General features: G+C 72.4%; 16 protein-coding genes. 8 read left to right on the plus strand and 8 right to left on the minus strand.

Annotation, left to right across the window (positions count from 1 at the left end):
- Positions 1–166 precede the first annotated feature (166 nt).
- From BS83_RS39950 to BS83_RS39960, 3 genes are all read left to right on the plus strand, one after another.
- Complete coding sequence (locus tag BS83_RS39950; protein WP_037608266.1) at positions 167–1,243, plus strand: alpha/beta hydrolase; 1,077 nt, start codon at positions 167–169, stop codon at positions 1,241–1,243.
- A gap of 112 nt (positions 1,244–1,355) precedes the next feature.
- Positions 1,356–2,600, plus strand: a complete 1,245-nt coding sequence (locus BS83_RS39955; protein WP_037608268.1) for a sensor histidine kinase — start codon at positions 1,356–1,358, stop codon at positions 2,598–2,600.
- Positions 2,588–3,238: a response regulator gene (locus BS83_RS39960; RefSeq protein WP_037608269.1), complete on the plus strand. Its 651-nt coding sequence runs from the start codon at positions 2,588–2,590 to the stop codon at positions 3,236–3,238. Before BS83_RS39955 ends, BS83_RS39960 begins: the two co-directional genes overlap by 13 nt.
- A gap of 125 nt (positions 3,239–3,363) precedes the next feature.
- On the opposite strand, the gene BS83_RS39965 is transcribed toward BS83_RS39960, so the two are convergent.
- A complete protein-coding gene (locus tag BS83_RS39965) occupies positions 3,364–5,520 on the minus strand; it encodes a bifunctional glycosyltransferase/CDP-glycerol:glycerophosphate glycerophosphotransferase (protein WP_037608271.1) in 2,157 nt (718 codons plus the stop codon).
- Positions 5,521–5,587: 67 nt separating this feature from the next.
- On the minus strand, positions 5,588–5,965 hold the full coding sequence (locus BS83_RS39970; RefSeq protein ID WP_051945838.1) for an STAS domain-containing protein: 378 nt from the start codon (positions 5,963–5,965) through the stop codon (positions 5,588–5,590).
- A gap of 175 nt (positions 5,966–6,140) precedes the next feature.
- On the opposite strand from BS83_RS39970, the gene BS83_RS39975 reads away from it, so the two are divergent.
- On the plus strand, positions 6,141–6,707 hold the full coding sequence (locus BS83_RS39975; RefSeq protein WP_037611012.1) for a sigma-70 family RNA polymerase sigma factor: 567 nt from the start codon (positions 6,141–6,143) through the stop codon (positions 6,705–6,707).
- The gene (locus BS83_RS39980; RefSeq protein WP_051945166.1) at positions 6,704–7,825 is read left to right on the plus strand and encodes a zf-HC2 domain-containing protein; all 1,122 of its coding nucleotides are present in this window, start codon (positions 6,704–6,706) and stop codon (positions 7,823–7,825) included. Before BS83_RS39975 ends, BS83_RS39980 begins: the two co-directional genes overlap by 4 nt.
- Positions 7,826–7,833: 8 nt before the next feature.
- Here BS83_RS39980 and purU read toward each other — a convergent pair whose 3' ends face one another.
- Positions 7,834–8,691, minus strand: a complete 858-nt coding sequence (gene purU, locus BS83_RS39985; RefSeq protein WP_037608272.1) for a formyltetrahydrofolate deformylase — start codon at positions 8,689–8,691, stop codon at positions 7,834–7,836.
- Between the two features lie 111 nt (positions 8,692–8,802).
- The gene (locus BS83_RS39990; RefSeq protein WP_084714832.1) at positions 8,803–9,321 is read right to left on the minus strand and encodes an SCO4402 family protein; all 519 of its coding nucleotides are present in this window, start codon (positions 9,319–9,321) and stop codon (positions 8,803–8,805) included.
- A gap of 157 nt (positions 9,322–9,478) precedes the next feature.
- Here BS83_RS39990 and BS83_RS39995 point away from each other — a divergent pair, with 157 nt between their 5' ends.
- Positions 9,479–10,711, plus strand: a complete 1,233-nt coding sequence (locus tag BS83_RS39995) for an ABC transporter substrate-binding protein (protein WP_037608276.1) — start codon at positions 9,479–9,481, stop codon at positions 10,709–10,711.
- A 249-nt stretch (positions 10,712–10,960) separates the two neighbouring features.
- On the opposite strand, the gene BS83_RS40000 is transcribed toward BS83_RS39995, so the two are convergent.
- Both BS83_RS40000 and BS83_RS40005 read right to left on the minus strand, forming a co-directional pair.
- Positions 10,961–11,914: a hypothetical protein gene (locus tag BS83_RS40000; RefSeq protein ID WP_051945172.1), complete on the minus strand. Its 954-nt coding sequence runs from the start codon at positions 11,912–11,914 to the stop codon at positions 10,961–10,963.
- Between the two features lie 121 nt (positions 11,915–12,035).
- A complete protein-coding gene (locus BS83_RS40005; protein ID WP_037608277.1) occupies positions 12,036–13,415 on the minus strand; it encodes a hypothetical protein in 1,380 nt (459 codons plus the stop codon).
- A 285-nt stretch (positions 13,416–13,700) separates the two neighbouring features.
- Here BS83_RS40005 and BS83_RS40010 point away from each other — a divergent pair, with 285 nt between their 5' ends.
- The gene (locus BS83_RS40010; RefSeq protein WP_084714834.1) at positions 13,701–14,426 is read left to right on the plus strand and encodes a bifunctional DNA primase/polymerase; all 726 of its coding nucleotides are present in this window, start codon (positions 13,701–13,703) and stop codon (positions 14,424–14,426) included.
- A gap of 514 nt (positions 14,427–14,940) precedes the next feature.
- On the opposite strand, the gene BS83_RS40015 is transcribed toward BS83_RS40010, so the two are convergent.
- Positions 14,941–15,627: a metal-dependent transcriptional regulator gene (locus BS83_RS40015; RefSeq protein WP_037608279.1), complete on the minus strand. Its 687-nt coding sequence runs from the start codon at positions 15,625–15,627 to the stop codon at positions 14,941–14,943.
- 214 nt (positions 15,628–15,841) lie between these two features.
- Between BS83_RS40015 and BS83_RS40020 the strand changes: the two genes are divergently transcribed.
- Complete coding sequence (locus tag BS83_RS40020) at positions 15,842–16,591, plus strand: sugar isomerase domain-containing protein (RefSeq protein WP_037608282.1); 750 nt, start codon at positions 15,842–15,844, stop codon at positions 16,589–16,591.
- A gap of 7 nt (positions 16,592–16,598) precedes the next feature.
- Here the strand turns inward: BS83_RS40020 and BS83_RS40025 are convergent, their stop codons facing one another.
- Positions 16,599–17,912, minus strand: a complete 1,314-nt coding sequence (locus tag BS83_RS40025) for a PAS domain-containing protein (RefSeq protein WP_037608283.1) — start codon at positions 17,910–17,912, stop codon at positions 16,599–16,601.
- Positions 17,913–18,008 lie beyond the last annotated feature (96 nt).

Raw genomic sequence — 18,008 nt, forward strand, 5'->3', positions numbered from 1 at the left:
CGCACGCCCCTGAGTGATCCCTTAGGGGGTACCCCGCCGTCCGACTGTCCGGGGCTCATCCGTTGGTATGAAGAGGTTCGTGTTCCCCTCGGTAGGCTCGAAGGAGGCCTGATTTTCACCCGGTTGTCGCACCAGGAGACGGCGGGAGTTTCCTGAGGGGGCGGCGATGAGTCTCACCGGTACACCGTTCTTCGTGCTGACCGTGGTCCTTGTGATCGGCGCGCTGACAGCCCTGTTCCTGCTCTGGAACCGAATACCCGGCCCCCAGCCGCTCAGGCTGGCGAGCAGATTCGGCCTCGCACTGTTCAGCCAGATCACGGCCGTGGTGATGGTGCTGGCCTATGTGAACAACAGCATGGGGCCGTTCTACGAGAGCTGGAGCGACCTCTTCGGCGGGAGCACCACCCCCGTCACGACCAACGCCGGCGGCGGTCACGGCGGCGTGAGCTCCGACGGAAAGCTGCGCTTCACGACGTACAGCAACGGCGTGGTGAAGTCGTACGCCTACGGCGCGGCCTCCGGCATCGAGGGCAGCCTCTACGTCTGGCTGCCGCCGCAGTACAACGACCCCGCCTACGCACAGACGGACTTCCCCGTGGTCGAGCTGCTCCCCGGCACGCCAGGGACGCCGCAGGCCTGGTTCGGGACGCTCAAGGTCCAGGACGAGATGCGCAAGCTGATGGCCTCCGGCCAGGTCAAGCCGATGATCATGGTCGCGGCCAAGCTCAACGTCCTCGGCGGCAACACCGACCCCGGCTGCGCCGACATCCCCGGCATCGCCAAGACCGCGACCTGGCTGGCCAAGGACGTCCCCGCGCTGGTCCGCAGCAACTTCCGCGCGGCGAAGGAGCCGACGCACTGGGGCGTCATGGGCTACTCCGCGGGCGCGTACTGCTCGGTCAACCTCGCCGTCCAGCACCCGGACGCCTTCCGCGCGGCGGTCAGCCTGTCCGGCTACAACGCGCCGGTGTCCCCGCTGGTCGTCCACAACGCGCCTCTCGACCGCGCCAACAACCCGCTGCTGCACCTGAAGTACGCGGCGAACCAGCCGCCGATCGCGCTGATGGCGGCGGGCAGCCTGCAGGACCCTGGCACCGTCCCCGACGCGAGGGCGCTGCTGGCCGTGCTGCGCCACCCCGGCGCGAGCAAGCTGGTCACCGTGGCGACCGGCGGCCACAACCCCAGCGTCTGGAAAGCGATGCTGCCCGAGGCGCTGGTCTGGCTGTCGAACCAGACGACCTAGGCCCTTCCTTGTGGATCACTGGGCGGACCGGACAACGGTGGCACTGGTGCCACCATGAATTCGGGTGCCAGGCTCACGGCGGACCCCGGTCGAGGTGTCCTAGGGTCGGATCATGACGGTTCCACCTGCGCTGAGGCGCTCGGCGCTTCGGGTGCGGCGGGACACAGGCTTTCTGGCCGCCGGTGTCCCGCTGCACCTGGCCCTGGTGCCCGTGTGGTCCTGGGGCGCGTCGGTCGCCGCCGGGACGGGGACCCGGGCTTTGGCGCTCATCGCGTCGGTCGCCCTGATCCTGCTTCTTGCACCCGTGCTGACGGCCGTTCAGCGGTTCCGTCAGCGGGCGCTCCTCGGAGTGGACATCCCTCGGCCGACGCCCACGCCGGAGCGGTGGTCGTGGGCGGCAGTCGCCCGACGGCTTTCCTTGACGCGTACCGGGCGCCGGCTCGGATACCACCTTGTCCTGGGCCCGCTGGTGGCAGCGCTGGAGCTGTCGGTGCTCGCGGTGGCGGCCGCGGGCCTTGCGGGCGCCCTTGCCTACGGCTGGGTGTGGGCGCTGCCGGTGGGAGTCCGCCAGGACTGGTTCGGTTACGCGACGCAGACGCCGTGCTACACGCTGGCCGGCGTCGCCCTCCTGTGTGTCGTGCCCTGGACGGCGGGGGCGGTGGCCCGGACGGAGTCGCGAATCGCGTGGGCGCTGCTCGGGCCCAGCCGGGCCCAGCGGCTCCAGGAGCGGGTCGAGTACCTGGCCGGGAGTCGCACCGACCTGATCGAGGCAGTCGATGCCGAGCGCCGCCGGATCGAGCGTGACCTGCACGACGGCACCCAGCAGCGGCTCGTCTCCCTCGCGGTCAACCTGGGCCTGGCCCTCGCCACGCGGCCCGATCTGCCGGGTGAGGCCCGCGAGGTGCTCGCGCAGGCGCACCTGGAGGCGAAAGAGGCGATCGCCGAACTCAACGATCTGGTACGCGGGTTGCACCCGGCCGTGCTCGACGACCGCGGGCTGGACGCGGCGTTGTCCGGGTTGGCCGCCCGGGTACCGTTGCCGGTGCGGCTACGGGTCGATCTCGAGGAGCGGGTGGTGCCCGCCGTGGAGTCGGTCGCGTACTTCGTGATCTCCGAGGCGCTGACCAACGTGACCAAGCATGCTCGCGCGACGCGTGCCGAGGTGACCGTCAGGCGGGTAGGGAAGGTGTTGCGGGTGAAGGTCGTCGACGACGGACTGGGTGGTGCCGACGCCTCCGCCGGTACGGGGCTGAGCGGGCTGGCCAAGCGGGTCGGCTCCGTCGACGGTACCTTCCGCGTCAGCAGCCCCGCCGGGGGACCGACGACCGTCGCGGCGGAGTTGCCGTGCGAGCGGTGATCGCCGAGGATTCGGTGCTGTTGCGGGTCGGTCTGGTCAAGGTGCTGGAGATGGGCGGTTTCCAGGTCGCCGCGGAGGTCGGCGACGGGGAAGCGCTGTTGGCGGCGGTGGAGGAGCACCGGCCCGAACTCGCCCTGGTCGACGTCCGGATGCCGCCCGGCTTCACCGACGAGGGGGTCCGCGCCGCGATGGTGATCCGTCGGCGGTGGCCGGGGACGGCGGTGGTGCTGCTCTCGCAGTACGTGGAGGAGCAGTACGCGGCCGACCTGCTGGCGACCAACACCAGCAGCGTGGGCTACCTCCTCAAGCAACGCGTGGCCGATGTGGGGGATTTCGTGGAGGCGGTGCGGCGGGTCGCGGACGGGGGCACGGCGCTGGATCCGCAGGTCGTCGCCCAGCTGCTGCTGCGACGGGACAGCGACCCGCTGGACCGGCTGACCCGTCGCGAACGGGAGGTCCTGGGCCTCATGGCCGAGGGGCGCTCCAACGCCGGCATCGCCGAGGCGCTGACGGTCAGCGAGAGCGCGGTGGCCAAGCACATCAACAACATCTTCGCCAAGCTCGACCTGCCGGTGATCGACACGGACCACCGCCGCGTGCTCGCCGTTCTGCGCTTCCTCGGAGCGTCCCAGGCCTGACCGGCCTCGGGCGTCGGCGCGGGGCGGCCGGCCCGGCGCCGAGTCCACGCTGCTGCGACCAGACGGCGGGGCCGTCCGGCGTCAGGCCCGGCGGCCCGGGCGAGGAGTCGGGGCGCGGCGGGCGGCTACGGGGTCTGTCCGAGGAAGACCCGGCGGACCACCCGCTCCGCCGCTGCGCCGTCGTCCCAGGGGCAGAACTTCGCCCGGAACGCGGTGCGCAGCTTCGCCGACTCCGCCGACTCCGGCTCGCGCAGCAGCGCGGCCAGCTCCTCGGGGGTGGTCGCGACCGCGCCCGGGGGCTCCTGCATCAGGTCGAAGTAGACACCGCGGATGCGCTGGTACTCCTCCCAGTCCGGGGCGAAGACCACGATCGGGCGGTCCAGCACCGCGTAGTCGAACATCGCGGACGAGTAGTCGGTGACCAGCACGTCCGCCGCGAGGTAGAGGTCCTCGACGGTCGGATGGCCGGAGACGTCGATGACGCCCGCGTCGGACGGAAGGCCCGCGTCCGCGTAGAAGTAGTGAGCGCGCATCAGCACCGTCGTCCCGGGGCCGAGACTGCGGGCCAGCGTCACCATGTCCAGCGGGGGGACGAAGGTGTCCTGCTGCTCGCGGTGGGTGGGGGTGTAGAGGACGACCCGCTGCCCGGCCGGGATGCCCAGCCGCTCACGGATCGCGGCGACCTCCGCGGGCGTCGCGTTGGCCAGCCGGTCGTTGCGCGGGTAGCCGCTCTCCAGCACCTCGTAGCGGCCCGGGTAGGCGCTGCCGAAGGCCTCGGTGGAGTGGGGGTTGGGCGAGACTAGGTAGTCCCAGCGGGCGACGTGCTCCAGCAGGCGGTCGAAGTCCATGCCGTCGGCGGCCAGCGGGCGGGTGCGCAGGTCCAGGCCCAGGTACTTGAGCGGGGTGCCGTGCTGCGTCTGGACGTGCACGGAGCCGGGCCGCTTGGTCATCGTGTGCGGGAAGTTGACGTTGTTGACCAGGTACTTGGCGGTCGCCATCAGCTTCAGGTAGGCCGGGGTGTTGACCAGCACGTAGGGCACGCCCGCCGGGAGCGCCGCGGCCTGGGCCCGGGTCTCCACCACCCAGACGCCCTTCACGCCGGGCGCCAGCTCGCGCATCCGCTCGTAGATCGCCGCCGGGTTGCAGGCGTAGCCGCGGTACCAGTACGCCGCGTAGACCGCGAGCCTGTCGTTGAGCGGCAGTCGGCGGTAGCTCTCGAAGAGCCCGCGTCGGCCCGCGCCGCGGATCGCCCGCTTGATCGTGACCGGCAGCGTCCTCGGGAGCGCCTGCAGCGGACGCAACCGCTGGTAGGTGCCCCACGCGCCGCGGTCGACCAGCCGGTACTGGACCCCGCGCAGGCCCTTGGGGAAGACGTAACCCTCGGGCCGGTACCGGTGGAAGTGCTCGGTGGCGCGCCGGAAGAAGGACTCGCGCAGCCGCTCCGGGACGAGGCCCGGGGTGTCCAGGACGGTGACCGCCTGCTTCACCGTGCGGTCGAAGACCAGGCGGCGCAGGTCCGCGGGGATCTCCGGGCGGCGGGCGAGGAAGTCGAAGATCGCGTCGTACTGCGCGAAGGCGTCCGCGTGCTTGGGCGAGGCGGTGTTGGTGATCGCCCCTGCGCGCTGGCGGCGGTAGAAGTAGACGTCGCGGTCCAGGTAGCTCAGCCGCTCGGCGGCGAGCAGCAGCGGGTAGGTGACCGAGATGTCCTCGTAGTAGCCGCCGCCGAAGTGCACGTCGAGCCCGGTCAGGAAGTCCCTGCGGACGACCTTGTTCCAGACCGACATGATCATCTGCAGCAGCCCGGGACGGTCCGCCAGCGTGAAGGTCTCCGGCAGCGGGGGCTCGACCAGCAGGCGGCGCCAGGTGTCCGGCTCGGTGCTGCCGTCGGGGTAGGTCCGGGCGAAGCCGGTGATCAGCACGTCGGGCCGGACCGCGGCGAGCCTGGCGGCGATCTCGTCCACCGCGTCCTCGGCCAGCCAGTCGTCGCTGTCGACGAACCAGACGTACTCGCCGGTGGCCTCCCGCAGCCCCACCTCGCGCGCGCCGCCCAGGCCCCGGTTGACGGCCAGGTGCCGCACCCGCAGCCGGGAGTCCCGCGCGGCGTAGGCGTCGAGGATCTCGCCGCTGCGGTCGGGCGAGCAGTCGTCGACGGCGATGACCTCCAGGGAGGGCAGCCGGGCGGCGAGGATCGAGTCGAGACAGCGCGGGAGGTAGTCGGCGACGCCGTACACGGGCAGCACGATGCTGAGGGAGACTCCCGTCTCTGCGGCTGCGGGGTTCACGGCTGTCGCGCTCCTGGTCGTGCGGTGGTGCGAACGTGCTGGGCACCCCGACTCTACTGGGCGGCGATCAGTTCGGTCGCTCGTCCTCCACCGTGAACAGGCGGTGCACGCCGAGCGCGGCGAAGACCCGGTGGACCTGGGAGGGAACGGCGCCCGCCGAGTGGTCGACCTCCGGCAGCACCAGACGGAACTCGCCCCCGCAGGATCGCAGCAGCCGTCTGGCCGCGATCAGGACGCCGACCCCGGTCGAGTCGCAGAAGCGGACCTCGCTCAGGTCGACCAGGACGCGGCGCGAACCGGTCGCCACCGCCTCCCTCACCGCCTCGCGAACCTTCGAGCCGGTGCCCAGGTCCAGGTCGCCGGCGACCTGCAGCAGTACCCAGCCGTCGCGCTCTTCCCGCTCCACCTTCAGTGTCGTCGTCACGGTGCCACGATTCCCTAGCATGTTCATGATGGTGATTCAGACTAACCGCGGTCTGCGGCCGCTGACACTGGGTGCCATCTTGCCTCCGGAGCGATTCTTCAAACACTCGGACGAGGGCCACCGCCCGGCGCTAGATTCGGTTCAAGGATTCCTTGGTCGTAGCTTGTGAAGCTCGTGAGGCGAAGCGGTGGTGCCGATGGCGAGTCCCGCACCGATCCGCTGGGACCGGCAGATCCAGCGACGGCTGGCCCGCGGCGAGGAGTCCGCGCTGGGCGAGCTCTACGACCAGTTCGCGCCCCTGGTGCACGGCCTCGCCCACCGGGTGCTCGCCGACCAGGCCGCCGCCGAACAGATCACCCGCGAGGTGTTCGCCCACGTCTGGGAGCATCCCGAGAGCTTCGACCCCGCCCAGGGTTCGATGCGCTCCTGGATCGGCACGCTCACCCACCGCCGCGCGGTCGAGCGCCTGCGGCGGGAGCACGCCGCCGGCGCGGAGGGGAGCGGCGACGCCGGGGGCGGTCCGCTGGAACCGCCCAGCGTCGAGGAGGAAGTCCTGGCCGCGGCCACCGCCGCGCGGGTCCAGTACGTCGTGGCCTCGCTGCCGCAGGCCCTGCGCGAGACGCTGCTGCTCACCTACTTCGGCGGACGCACCTACGCGCAGGCCGCGAAGGAGCTCGGCATCGCGCCCGCCACCGCCAAACACCGGATGCGGCTCGGCCTGCAACTGCTGGCCACCGCCCTGTCCACGGAGCCGACCCGATGACCGCCGACGCGCCGCAGACGCGCGAGGCGCTGGAACCCCCGGCGCACGAAGCGCTGCGCGGACTGCTGGGCGCGTGGGCCCTGGACGCGTGCCCGCCGCACGAGGCGGCCCGCCTGGAGGCCCACCTCGCCAACTGCCCCTCCTGCGCCGAGGAGGGCCACCGCCTGCGCGACGCGGCCGGCTGGCTCTCCGCCGACGAACCGCTCGACCCCGAACCGGCCCTGCGCCGCGCGGTCCTCGACGGCTGCCTCGGCCGCCGCGACGCGGCGTACCGGGTGCCCGCCTACGCGGAGCCCTACGTCGCCGAGACGGCCAGGCTGGACGCGCTGCTGCGCGATCTCGGCGAGCTGGACTGGCTGGAGCAGGCCTCGCTCACCTGGCACGGCGGCACCGAGCTGCGCCGCCCGGCCGAGGTCCTCTCCCACCTCGCCGCGGTCGACGGCGTCCTGGCCCGCGCGCTCGGGCTTCCCGATCCCGCGCCGGGCGTCGACGACCTGGTCGCCCGCACCGAGGTGGTGCGCGCCGCGCAGTCCCGGCGCTCGCCGGAGGCGGTCCGCGCGTTCTGGCGGGCCCAGACCCGCGCGGTGGTGGAGACCGCGGCGCTGGCCCCGCCGGAGACGGCGGGCCAGGCGGTGGACTACGGCGCGTTCCGGATACCGGTCCGCGACGCGTTCCTTGACCGGGCCTTCGAGTGCTGGATCCACGCGGACGACATCGCCGAGGCCGTCGGCTACCCGTACCACCCGCCGCGCGGCGCGCACCTGCGCCAACTGATCGGCCTGGCGGCCAAGATGTTGCCGCTGGCCCTGGCGGGCCTGCGCGAGGCGGGCCTGGCGACGTCCCCGGCGCCGGACGCGGCGGGCGCGGCGGGGCCGCGGGTGCTGAAGCTGATCATCGAGGGACGCGGCGAGAGCGAGTGGCTGATCCCCCTCGACGACCCCACCTGGACCCCGCCGCCCGGAACGGAACCGACGTCCACCCTGGCGATCGACGGCGTCGAGTTCTGCTTCCTCTGCGCCGCACGCCGCGACCCCGCCCGCGTCCCCGTCGGCATCCTCGGCGACCATGCCCCCGCCCGCGACCTCCTGGCGGCCGCACCCCTGCTCTCGCGTCCGTAGGACGCGCGTCAGGCGAAGACGACGGTGCGGGAGCCGTTCAGGAGGACGCGGTGTTCGGCGTGCCACTTGACCGCGCGGGCGAGCGCCTGGCATTCGGCGTCGCGGCCGAGCGCGACCAGCTTCTGCGGGGTGACGTCGTGTCCCACCCGCACGACCTCCTGCTCGATGATCGGACCCTCGTCCAGCGCCGCGGTCACATAGTGCGCCGTCGCCCCGATCAGCTTCACGCCCCTGGCGTGCGCCTGGTGGTAGGGCTTGGCGCCCTTGAAGCTCGGCAGGAAGGAGTGGTGGATGTTGATCGCCCGCCCGGCAAGGTCCTTGCACAGGTCGTCGGAGAGCACCTGCATGTAGCGGGCCAGGACCACCAGGTCCACCCGCTCCTCCTCGACGAGGCGCAGCAGCGCCGCCTCCGCCTCGGGCTTGGTGTCCGCGGTGACCGGGATGTGGTGGAACGGCACCCCGTACGAGCCGGCCAGTTCCTCGAAGTCGCGGTGGTTGGAGACCACGCCCGCGACCTCCACCGGCAGCGCGCCCGAGCTCGCCCGGAACAGCAGGTCGTTGAGGCAGTGCCCGAACTTGCTGACCAGCAGCAGCACCCGCATCCGCTCCTCGGCCGGGCTCAGCTGCCAGTCCATGCGGAACGCATCGCCCGTCGCCGCGAAGCTGGCCCGCAGCTTCTCCAGGGTGACCGGCGGCTCGGCCGAGAAGTGGACGCGCATGAAGAAGAGTCCGCTGTCCGGGTCGCCGAACTGCTGGCTGTCCACGATGTTGCAGCCCGTGAGGAACAGGTAGCTGGACACCGCGTGCACGATGCCCCGCTTGTCAGGGCAGGACAGGGTCAGGATGTACTGCTCGTCGGCGGCCACGGGGGTATTTCCTCCCGGAACTCGGTGGGGGCGGACCTCCGGAAAGCGTGCCACACTCCGGGCCGGCGAGGCCCTGGCGTCTCACGCCGTGGCGCCTCAGGCCGTGGCGTCTCAGGCTCCGGCGTGCGTCAGGATCTCCAGCATCGCCAGCGAGCGCGGCGCGGCGGCCGGGTCCTCACCGTCCGCGAGGGCCAGCCGCACGTGCGCCTCGTGGCAGGCGCGGACCGCCTCGGGCCAGGCGTGGTGCTGGAAGTACGCGGAGGCCGGCGCGTCAGGACCGACCTGGTGCATGATCCGCAGGACCCGCAGCACGGCCGTGTCGACCGCGGTCGCCTCCGCCGAGTCGCGGAAGATCGTGCCGACGTACTTCTCCGCCGACCAGCGGTCCAGCCAGGTGTCCTCCACGAGGCGGTAGACGGCGTCGGTGACGTCGCCGTAACCATCGCGACCTGCGGACCAGCACTCCTGCTGGAACTGCGGGTCGCCGAGCATGTGCAGCGCGGAACGGACCCGGGCCCGCCAGCGCCACCAGGGGATGTCAGTGAGCGGCATGCCGCCCATCCTCCTGGAGCGGGTGCCTGTTCGAGAAGACTTCTGGGGAGCCTCTTGGGACGTCTGTGCCGCCTGCATGGGTCACGATCCTACGTTCTACGCGTGTCCTCACCTCCTGTTCACCTTGTGATGACCTTGCGTTACCCCCACGGCCCCGCTCCCGTACGCATTCATGACAAGGGTTGAGTGCTGACGGTTTGGACGCGGGAGGGGAAACGGGCGCATGAGGTCCAAAGTGACCGGACGCACGACCAGGCGGACGAAGCTGGCGGCGGCCATCGTCGTCACGGCCCTGCTGGGCTCCGGCGCTGCGGGCTGCGGGGGCAGCGCGAGTGCCGACGACGGTGACGCCATCACCGTGATGACGTGGGCGGCGATGGACAGCCGTGCGGGCTCCGAGCCCGGTATGCCCGCGCTCGCGCAGGCCGTCGCGAAGTACTTCGACGACAACGGCGGGGTGGCGGGACACCCGGTCAGGGTCATCACCTGCGACGAGCACGGCACCAGGGACGGCGCGATCGCCTGCGCGAACCAGGCCGCGTCGGAGCAGGTCGTGGCCGTGGTCGGCTCCTCCAGCCAGTTCGGCGACCAGTTCATGCCGATCCTGGAGTCCGCGGGCATCAGTTACGTCGGCGGCTCGGGCGCGTCCGCTGCGGAGTTCACCTCGCCCTACTCGTACCCGGTGAACGGCGGCTACCAGACCCTGCTGGTCGGCAACGGCGAGCAGCTGGCGACGGCCGGGTGCCGCAGGATCGCGATCGTCCGGCCGGACACCGCGGTCGGGGACAGCATGTTCACCGACCTCAGCAACGGTCTGGCGGCGTACAACCTGACCGCCGTCGACGTGAAGGCCGCCGCCGGCCGGACCAACTACGAGAACGAGATCGCGGCGGCGGTCGGCCCCGACCGTGCGCACAACTGCGTCACCAGCGCGATGGACGCGGCCTCGACGCAGACCCTCTTCGACGGCTGGCGCCGCCTGTCCCCGCACGCGCGCCTGTCGGCGCTGATCGGAAGCTTCCAGCAGTCGCTGGTGGACTCGATGGGCGGCGCGGACAGCACGCTCGAAGGCGCGCTGGCCACCGGCTGGTACCCGCCCGACGGCAGCCCGGTCTGGAACCAGCTGCACGCGGTGATGAAGAAGTACGCCTTCACCGACAACTCCATCAACGCGTCCGACCCCGGCGTGGAGACGACGTGGGTCGCCTACGAGGTCTTCAAGAAGGTCGTCGACCGCATCCAGGGCCCGATCACCGCGATGACGGTGCACGCGGCCTTCGACGCGACCGGTCCCGTCGACACGGGCGGCGCGACGCCGCCGCTGGCCTGGCAGGACCCCAACCTGGTGGCCCTACAGTCCGCGCCGCGCACGGTGAACACCTTCGTCAGCTTCCAGCAGGTCCGCAACGGCGTCCTCACGGAGAGCCGCAGCGGCCTCGTCAACGTCGCCGCCGCCCTCACCCGCTGACCCTCAGGGGTGCGGGGAGCCGCGCGAGAAGCCACCGACATCCGGATGGTCCTCACCGAGCAGGGCCGTCCTCCCCGGCTGGGTTGCCCGCGCCGTTCCCCGCACCCCTGAGATGGCGCAACCCGCCCCTCGCCCACAAGACCCCGCGCTCGCCCGCCGCAGGCGCGCCCACGCGGCGGAGCCGCACATCAGCACAGCCCCGCACCCCTGAAACAGGGCAACCACCCCTCTGCGGTGAGGCTCGCGCCCCTACAGGTGGCCCGGCTCCTTGGACGGGAGGTGGTTGGCTGCGGCGATCGGGTTCCAGAGGGCGGCGGCCTGGGACTTGGCCGAGCTGGCGATGCCGCTGGAGGTGTTGCCCGCCGCGCCGTCGCCACCGGCCTTGGGGTGGTGGTGCTTCTGGCAGGGGTCCACGGACTCCGCGGCCCACGCGGCGTAGTGCTGGTCGGCCTGCTGGGAGGCCTGCCAGCCGCGGGTGAGCGCGTCGACCAGGGCCGGGCCCTGCTGGAGTTGGTCCACCTTCAACGCGGCCAGCTGGGTCACCAGGTTCCCGCGCGCCTGCGCCGCCGCCGTCAGGGCCTGCTGCGCCTGCGGCAGCCCCTGGCAGTGCTTGATGTCGTCCACGGCGCTGATCACCGAGGCGCGGTTGCTGCCCGCGGTCTCCAGCAGCGCGCTCAGCGCCTGCGCCTGCGGCGAGACACCCTGACCGCCGCCCTTCGCGGCCGAGGGCTGCGACACCGCCGTCCCCGAGGCCTTCGGGGACGCGGACGAGCTGCCGCCGCCGCTCAGCAGCGCACCCATCCCGATGCCGACCACCGCGCAGGCCGCGACCACGCCGATGCCTATCGTCCGCATCGAGGGACCGCTGCGCGGCGGCTCGTGGTCGCCCTGGTACCCGCCGTCCGCATAGCCGCCGTCCTGGTAGCCCTGGTCCTGGTAGCCGCCGTGCTGCTGCTGCGGGTACGCCGCGTACGGCTGCGGCTGCGGCGGCTCGTAGGAGGGCTGGGGCTGGGCCGGGGGCTGGCCGTAGGCCGCCTGCTGCGGGGCCGGCGGCATCGGCGGGAGGAACTGGGTCGCGGCGGCCTGGTGCTCGGGCGCGGGGTGGGGCGGCAGCTGCTCGGCGTAGGCCGCCGTCGGCTCCGACTCCGGACGGAAGAGGTCATCCGGAGTGAGCTCGCCGGGGTTGGGACGACGATGGTTCACGCGCTTCCTCACCTATGGGCCGAGCCGGCCCGCAGGCCCGTGCTCACAACGGCCCCACGCTACCCGTTCACCCCGACGAGTGACCATCCTGGGGGACTTCCGTCTCACCCTCCCGACGGGTTCACGCGGCCGCCTCCGCCAGCGCCCTGGCCTGGAACTCCTGGACCACGCGCTGATGGCGATAGGGCTCCAGCTTCCGCCGGAAATCCTCCAGGTATTCAGAGCCCCGCGCCGACCGCAGACAGGACATCAGTTCCATGGCCCGCGCACCCGTCTCGCACGCCTGGTCGACCTCGCGCAGCTGCAACTGCGCGGTGGCCAGCAGCACCAGATCCACCGCCCGCCGCCGCACCCGCGTCTCCGGGTGGCCGCGCAGCGCCTCCTGCGCCTGCCGGGCGCTCTGCCGTGGCTGGTCCAGGTCGCGGTGGCAGTGGGCCAGTTCGTCGGCGAGATAGGCGCCGTCGAAGTGGCAGATCCACTCCGGGTCCTCCTCCGGGCGGCTGTGCTCCAGCGACTGCATCGCACGGCCGGCCGCCGCGTCGCAACTGCGGCTGTCGCCCAGCAGGGCGTGGCCCCGCGCCTCCGCCGCATGGAACATGGCCATCGCCGTGGGCGTGGCCGCGCCGCGCGCGCCCTCCTGGGCGGCGCGGGCCAACTGCGCGATCTCGCGCGGGTTGCCGAGCGCGGCGGCCAGGTGGCTCATCGAGGAGGCCAGCACGTAACCGCCGTAGGCGCGGTCACCCGCCGCCTGCGAGAGCCGCAGGGCCTGGATGTAGTACCGCTGCGCCAGGCCGGGTTGGCCGGTGTCGATGGCCATGTACCCGGCCAGCTCGGTCAGCCGGGCGACCGCGGTGAACAACTGCCGCCCGGTCTCCTCCCGGTAGGAACCCGACAGCAGGCCGGAGACCACGGAGTTGAGGTAGTGCACGACGACCGGCCGGACGTGCCCGCTGCCGAAGCGGTGGTCCAGGTCGACCAGCATCTGCGTCGTCGCCCTGACGGCCTCCACGTCCGCCGGGCCGACGCGCGGTCCGCCGTTGCGCGCCACCGAGGGGTCGGGGCCCGTGATCAGCCAGTCCCGGCTCGGTTCCACCAGCGCGGAGGCGGCCACCTGCGCACCTGTCAGGAAGTCGCGTCGGCCGACGTCGCTGCGCCACAACTCGCAGACCTGCTCGACGGCCCCGGCCAGGGTCGCCGAGAACTGCAGGCCGATGCCCGAGGAGAGGTTCTTGCCGTCGGCCATGCCGATCTCGTCGACCGTCACCTGCCGGCCGAGCTTGCGTCCGATCGCCTCCGCGATCACGGAGGGGGCCTGCCCGCGCGGCTGCTGGCCGCGCAGCCAGCGCGCGACGGACGTCTTGTCGTACCGCAGGTCGAGCGAATGCTCGGCCCCGCAGAGGTTGACCCGGCGGGCCAGGCCCGCGTTGGAGCAGCCGGCCTCCTGGATCAGGGCCTGGAGCCGTTCGTTGGGCTGTCGTGCGACGAGCGGTCTGGCGGCCATGGACGTCACTGCCTCCCCTTTGAGGTCGGAGGTCGCAGGACAGGAGCATGCCCCTGATGCGTTCCGGTGATGCGTCACGAGGTGTCAATCGCGGGCAATGGCTTGGAATATCAGGACATTCGGTGCGAGACCTCCAGCGTATCGAAGCCACAAGGGGTACACATACCCGTTGCCGGGGGTGCAGCACATGTGCGCCCCCCGGTGTGCAACCGCGCGCCCCGCGTGTCGCGTCCCGGATGGTCGAGTTTTGGAGATCGCCCGTAACCAGCTGCCCCGCTGTGAGTTGTGCAGCACGTGGAAGACACCCTGGGAGCCACTCGGCAGCACGATCTCGCGGACGAACTCGCGGCCACCGGCAGGAGTGCCGCGCGCGACCCCCTGTTGACGGCGGCGGTCGCGTACGCGGAGGAGCGGCACTGGGAGGTCTCCCCCGGCGCCTGGCTGCTGGAGGACGACGGCCCGCCGCGCTGCTCCTGCGGCGACGCCGCCTGCCCGATGCCCGGTGCGCACCCGGCCACCCGCGACTGGACGCGACGCGCCAGCTCCGGCCCCGGCGTCGTCCGCCGCTGGTGGACGGAGAACCCGGCGGCCTCGATCCTGCTGCCGACGGGCCGCTCGTTCGACGCGATCGACGTGCCCGAGGTGGCCGGCTGCCTGGCGCTGGCCCGGATGGAGCGGATGGGCCTGCAGTTGGGCCCGGTCCTGGCGATGCCGGGCGGCCCGGGGCGTGGCCGCCGGCTGGTCTTCCTGGTCCTCCCCGGCGCACTGCCCAAGCTGCCGGACATGCTCCGCCGCCTCGGCTGGGGCCCCGGCCGGCTGGACCTGGTCGGCCACGGCGAGGGCGGCTGGATCGTCGCCCCGCCGACCCGGATCGGCACGCTGGGCTACGCGCAGTGGGCCAGGGAGCCCACAGCGCTGAACCGGTGGCTGCCGGAGGCGGCCGAGGTGATCAACCCCATTGCTTACGCCTGCGGCCGAGAGGCGCCGCTGCCCGCACACGCGGGGCAGTAGCACAAGCCCGGCAATCCCCTGTGCCCCCGAGTCACGCGGTGTCCGCTCCCGCGTCGGACCGGGGGCACAGTCACGCTCCGCGGGGAATGGGGAATCTACCCACTCGGGAGAGTGGAAAAGCCCCACCTTCGAGTGAAGGGGCTCAAGGATTGTCCGGAGATGCCGAGGGGATCTATCTCGTCGTAAGGGTCGCAGCCACAGCCTCACCGACACGGAAGGAGAGACCGCGTCGACAGGGGGCGCCCGGAGGGGAAGCCGGGCCCGGTGGGGGAATCGGGGAGGGATCAGCGGGGCCTCGGCGCTCGGGGAAAGTCAGCCGAGGCCCCGCACCTTCGCTTGCCGCAGACATCCCGTTGCACCATCGGGGGCGCGGGGAACTGCGCGAGCAACCACCCTGTGCGGATGGCCCCGCGCGTTGAGGACCATCCGCATGCCGGTGGCTTGGCGCGCACGCAGTTGATCAAGCAGAGCCTCGCGCCCCTGAGGTAGTGCAATCGAGCCTCTGCGTAAAGGGCTACGCGCGGGCGACGAAGACGTGGGCGGCGATGTCCTTGCCGAGTTCCGCGGCTTCGCCGCCGCTGCCGACGAGGACGCCGCCGGTGGACTCGGTGACGTTGACGACCGCGCCCGGCTGCACGCCGGCCCTGCGGAGGGTGTACATCAACTGGGCGTCCGTCTGGATCGGCTCGCCGATCCTGCGGATGATCACGGCGCGGCTCTCCGCGCCCGGCGAGAGCTCGTCGAGGGCGATCAGCGCCTCCGCCTCGTCCGCCGGGGTCTCACCCAGCTCCTCCAGCCCGGGGATCGGGTTGCCGTAGGGCGACTCCGTCGGGTGCCGCAGCAGTTCGAGGACGCGGCGCTCCACAGCCTCGCTCATCACGTGCTCCCACCGGCACGCCTCCGCGTGCACCTGCTCCCATTCCAGGCCGATCACGTCGACCAGCAGGCACTCGGCGATCCTGTGCTTCCGCATCACCCGCGTCGCCAGCCGGCGGCCCTCCGCGGTCAGCTCCAGGTGGCGGTCGTCGGCGACCGTCAGCAGGCCGTCCCTTTCCATCCGGGCGACGGTCTGGCTGACCGTGGGCCCGCTCTGCTCCAGGCGCTCCGCGATCCGCGCGCGCATGGGGACGACGCCCTCTTCCTCCAGCTCGAAGATCGTCCGCAAGTACATCTCGGTGGTGTCGATCAGGTGGCCTGACATCGGACAGCGGGCTCCGTTCCTCAAAAGTGCTCCGGTCGCGCTCCCGGGTGCTCCTCAATTCTTGCGCATGCCGCCGACAATCGGCTGCGCCTCTCACGCGGGGCACCGATGCTTCGTGCCCGCGCGGTGTTGACAGCACCCCCACGCACCCATCACCGTGCCAGTCACCACACGCAGCGCATCGATCCACCTACGCAGGGGAGCCAGAGACCCGATGAGCGATCTCGCCGGTCAGTACCTCGACGCCGCCATCGCCCACCTCCAGCGGATCAAGGAAGAGGAGTCCGCCGGCGTCGAAGCCGCCGCCGACGCGCTCGCCAGGACGATCAGGGAGGGCGGGCGGATCTTCACCTTCGGCGCCGGGCACTCCTCCCTGCCCGCACAGGACGTCGTCTACCGGGCCGGAGGCCTGGTGCTGATGAACCTGCTCGCCGTTCCCGGCGTGATCGGCGTGGACGTCGTGCCGGCGCATCTGGGCAGCGCGCTGGAGCGCGTGCCCGGGCTGGCCACCGCCACCCTGGACGCCGGGCCCGCCAGGGCCGGCGACCTGCTCTTCGTGATCTCGCTCTCCGGCCGCCAGGTCATGCCGGTGGAGCTGGCCCGGCACGCGCGCGAGCGCGGGCTGACCGTGGTCGGCGTCACCTCCCTGGCCTATCCGTCGGCGGTCACCTCGCAGCACCCCAGCGGGCTGTACCTCAAGGACGTCTGCGACATCGTGCTGGACAGCAAGATCGCGGTGGGCGACGGCGAGCTGACCGCCACCGGCGCGGAGACCACCTTCGGACCGGTGTCGACGCTCACCACCGTCGCGCTGATGCAGTCCGTCGTCGCCGTCGCCGTCGGCAAGCTCGCCGAGGCCGGGATCACCCCGCCGCTGTTCCGTTCCGGCAACGTCGACGGCGGCACCGACTGGAACGCCAAGCTGATGGCCGAGCACAAGGACCGCATCTTCTACGCGTTCTAGTCGCGCCTCAGCGCGACGCCGCGTCCAGGTCCACGGCGGCGGCGACCCGCGCGGCGACGTCCTCGGCGAAGTCGGTGTCGGCGCGGTCGAAGCGCTGCCGCCCCGCTCCGCGCAGGAAGGTCAGCACGCCGTGGCTCCGGCCGCGGCTGCGCAGCGGCGTGGAGAGACCGTGCAGCGTGCCGGCCGGCCAGTGCCGCAGCGCCGCCCAGCCGGGGGCGGCGGGCACGGCGCCGACGCCGCCCGGCGGCGTCCCCGCGTCCGAGACGCAGACCGAGCCCCCGCGCTCCAGGGCGCGCAGGGCGGGGTGGACCTCGCCGTAGCGGGTCGGCAGGCCGAGCGGGGTGAGGCCGCCGCCAGGCCGGAAGGCCCCGGTGGGCGCGGCGGCCACGCGGATCAGCGCGTCCTCGCGGAGCACGTCGAGCAGGGCGTGGTCCGCGAAACCCGCCAGCACGAAGTCCAGATAGCCGACGGCCGCCTCCAGGCCGTCCTGGCACTCCGCCGCGGCGAGCCCGGCCCGCCGCAGCTGGTTGGCCCGGAAGCGGAGCACGGCGTTCTCCTGGTCCGCGCGCTCCTGCAGGGTGACGTCCTCGAAGAGCCAGACCACGCCGAGCGGCACGGGCTCCTCTCCCAGCGGTGAGCCGAGCCTGACGAACTCGCTGCGCACGCACCGCCGCCGGACCGGATCGGCGCGCAGGGCGATCCACAGCTTGACGCCGCCGAGCGGCTTGCCGGTGGAGAGGGTGTGCTGCAGCGCGGACTCCAGCTCCTGCACGCCCTCGCCGAGGACCTCCCCCAGCGGGTGGCCGAGCAGGGCGGCCCGCGCCCGGTCGAGCCAGCGGGCGGCGGTGTCGCTGACCGTGGCCGGCCGCAGGTCGGCGTCGACGAGGACGATGCCGGTCGGGGCGTCGTCCAGCAGCGACTGGGCCAGGCCCAGCGAACGCTCCAACTCGATCTGCGCCCCCGCCTCGGAGAAGGCGAAGTAGTGCCCGAGGGTGTCGCCGCACTCCGAACGGACGGAGCTGACCTGCGCGCGGACCAGCACCCTGCGCCCGTCGCTGGTCAGCAGCGGGAACTCCTCCAGGGTGCGGACGCCCTCGGGGGCGCCCTGCAACTGCGCGCGGACCGCCTCGGCGTCGGCCTGGCGCACCGCCCAGCCCTCCAGGCCGCGTCTGCCGACGGCCTCGTCCGCGCTCCAGCCGAGCAGCCGGCCCGCCTCGCGGTTCCAGTGCGTGACCACGCCGTCCGCGTCGAGCGCGGCGAGGCCCACCTCCATGCTCTCCAGCAGAGCCGTGAGCAGTCTGTCGTCGTTCTCGACGGGCATGCCGGGCGCACCTCCCCCTGCGGACTCGTCCATTCAACTCGCCCGGTTCGTTCCGTACACCCCGTTCCGGAATTTTCGGACCGGAGGCGGGACGCC

The organism is Streptacidiphilus rugosus AM-16 (assembly GCF_000744655.1).
GTDB classification, from domain to species: Bacteria; Actinomycetota; Actinomycetes; order Streptomycetales; family Streptomycetaceae; genus Streptacidiphilus; species Streptacidiphilus rugosus.

Bases quoted from the DNA above. Each gene is read 5' to 3' on its own strand.
- BS83_RS39950 (WP_037608266.1), top strand. From the start codon at position 167: ATGAGTCTCACCGGTACACCGTTCTTCGTGCTGACCGTGGTCCTTGTG.
- BS83_RS39955 (WP_037608268.1), top strand. From the start codon at position 1,356: ATGACGGTTCCACCTGCGCTGAGGCGCTCGGCGCTTCGGGTGCGGCGG.
- BS83_RS39970 (WP_051945838.1), bottom strand. From the start codon at position 5,965: ATGCTAGGGAATCGTGGCACCGTGACGACGACACTGAAGGTGGAGCGG.
- BS83_RS39975 (WP_037611012.1), top strand. From the start codon at position 6,141: ATGGCGAGTCCCGCACCGATCCGCTGGGACCGGCAGATCCAGCGACGG.
- BS83_RS39980 (WP_051945166.1), top strand. From the start codon at position 6,704: ATGACCGCCGACGCGCCGCAGACGCGCGAGGCGCTGGAACCCCCGGCG.
- BS83_RS39990 (WP_084714832.1), bottom strand. From the start codon at position 9,321: ATGCAGGCGGCACAGACGTCCCAAGAGGCTCCCCAGAAGTCTTCTCGA.
- BS83_RS40005 (WP_037608277.1), bottom strand. From the start codon at position 13,415: ATGGCCGCCAGACCGCTCGTCGCACGACAGCCCAACGAACGGCTCCAG.
- BS83_RS40015 (WP_037608279.1), bottom strand. From the start codon at position 15,627: ATGTCAGGCCACCTGATCGACACCACCGAGATGTACTTGCGGACGATC.
- BS83_RS40020 (WP_037608282.1), top strand. From the start codon at position 15,842: ATGAGCGATCTCGCCGGTCAGTACCTCGACGCCGCCATCGCCCACCTC.
- BS83_RS40025 (WP_037608283.1), bottom strand. From the start codon at position 17,912: ATGCCCGTCGAGAACGACGACAGACTGCTCACGGCTCTGCTGGAGAGC.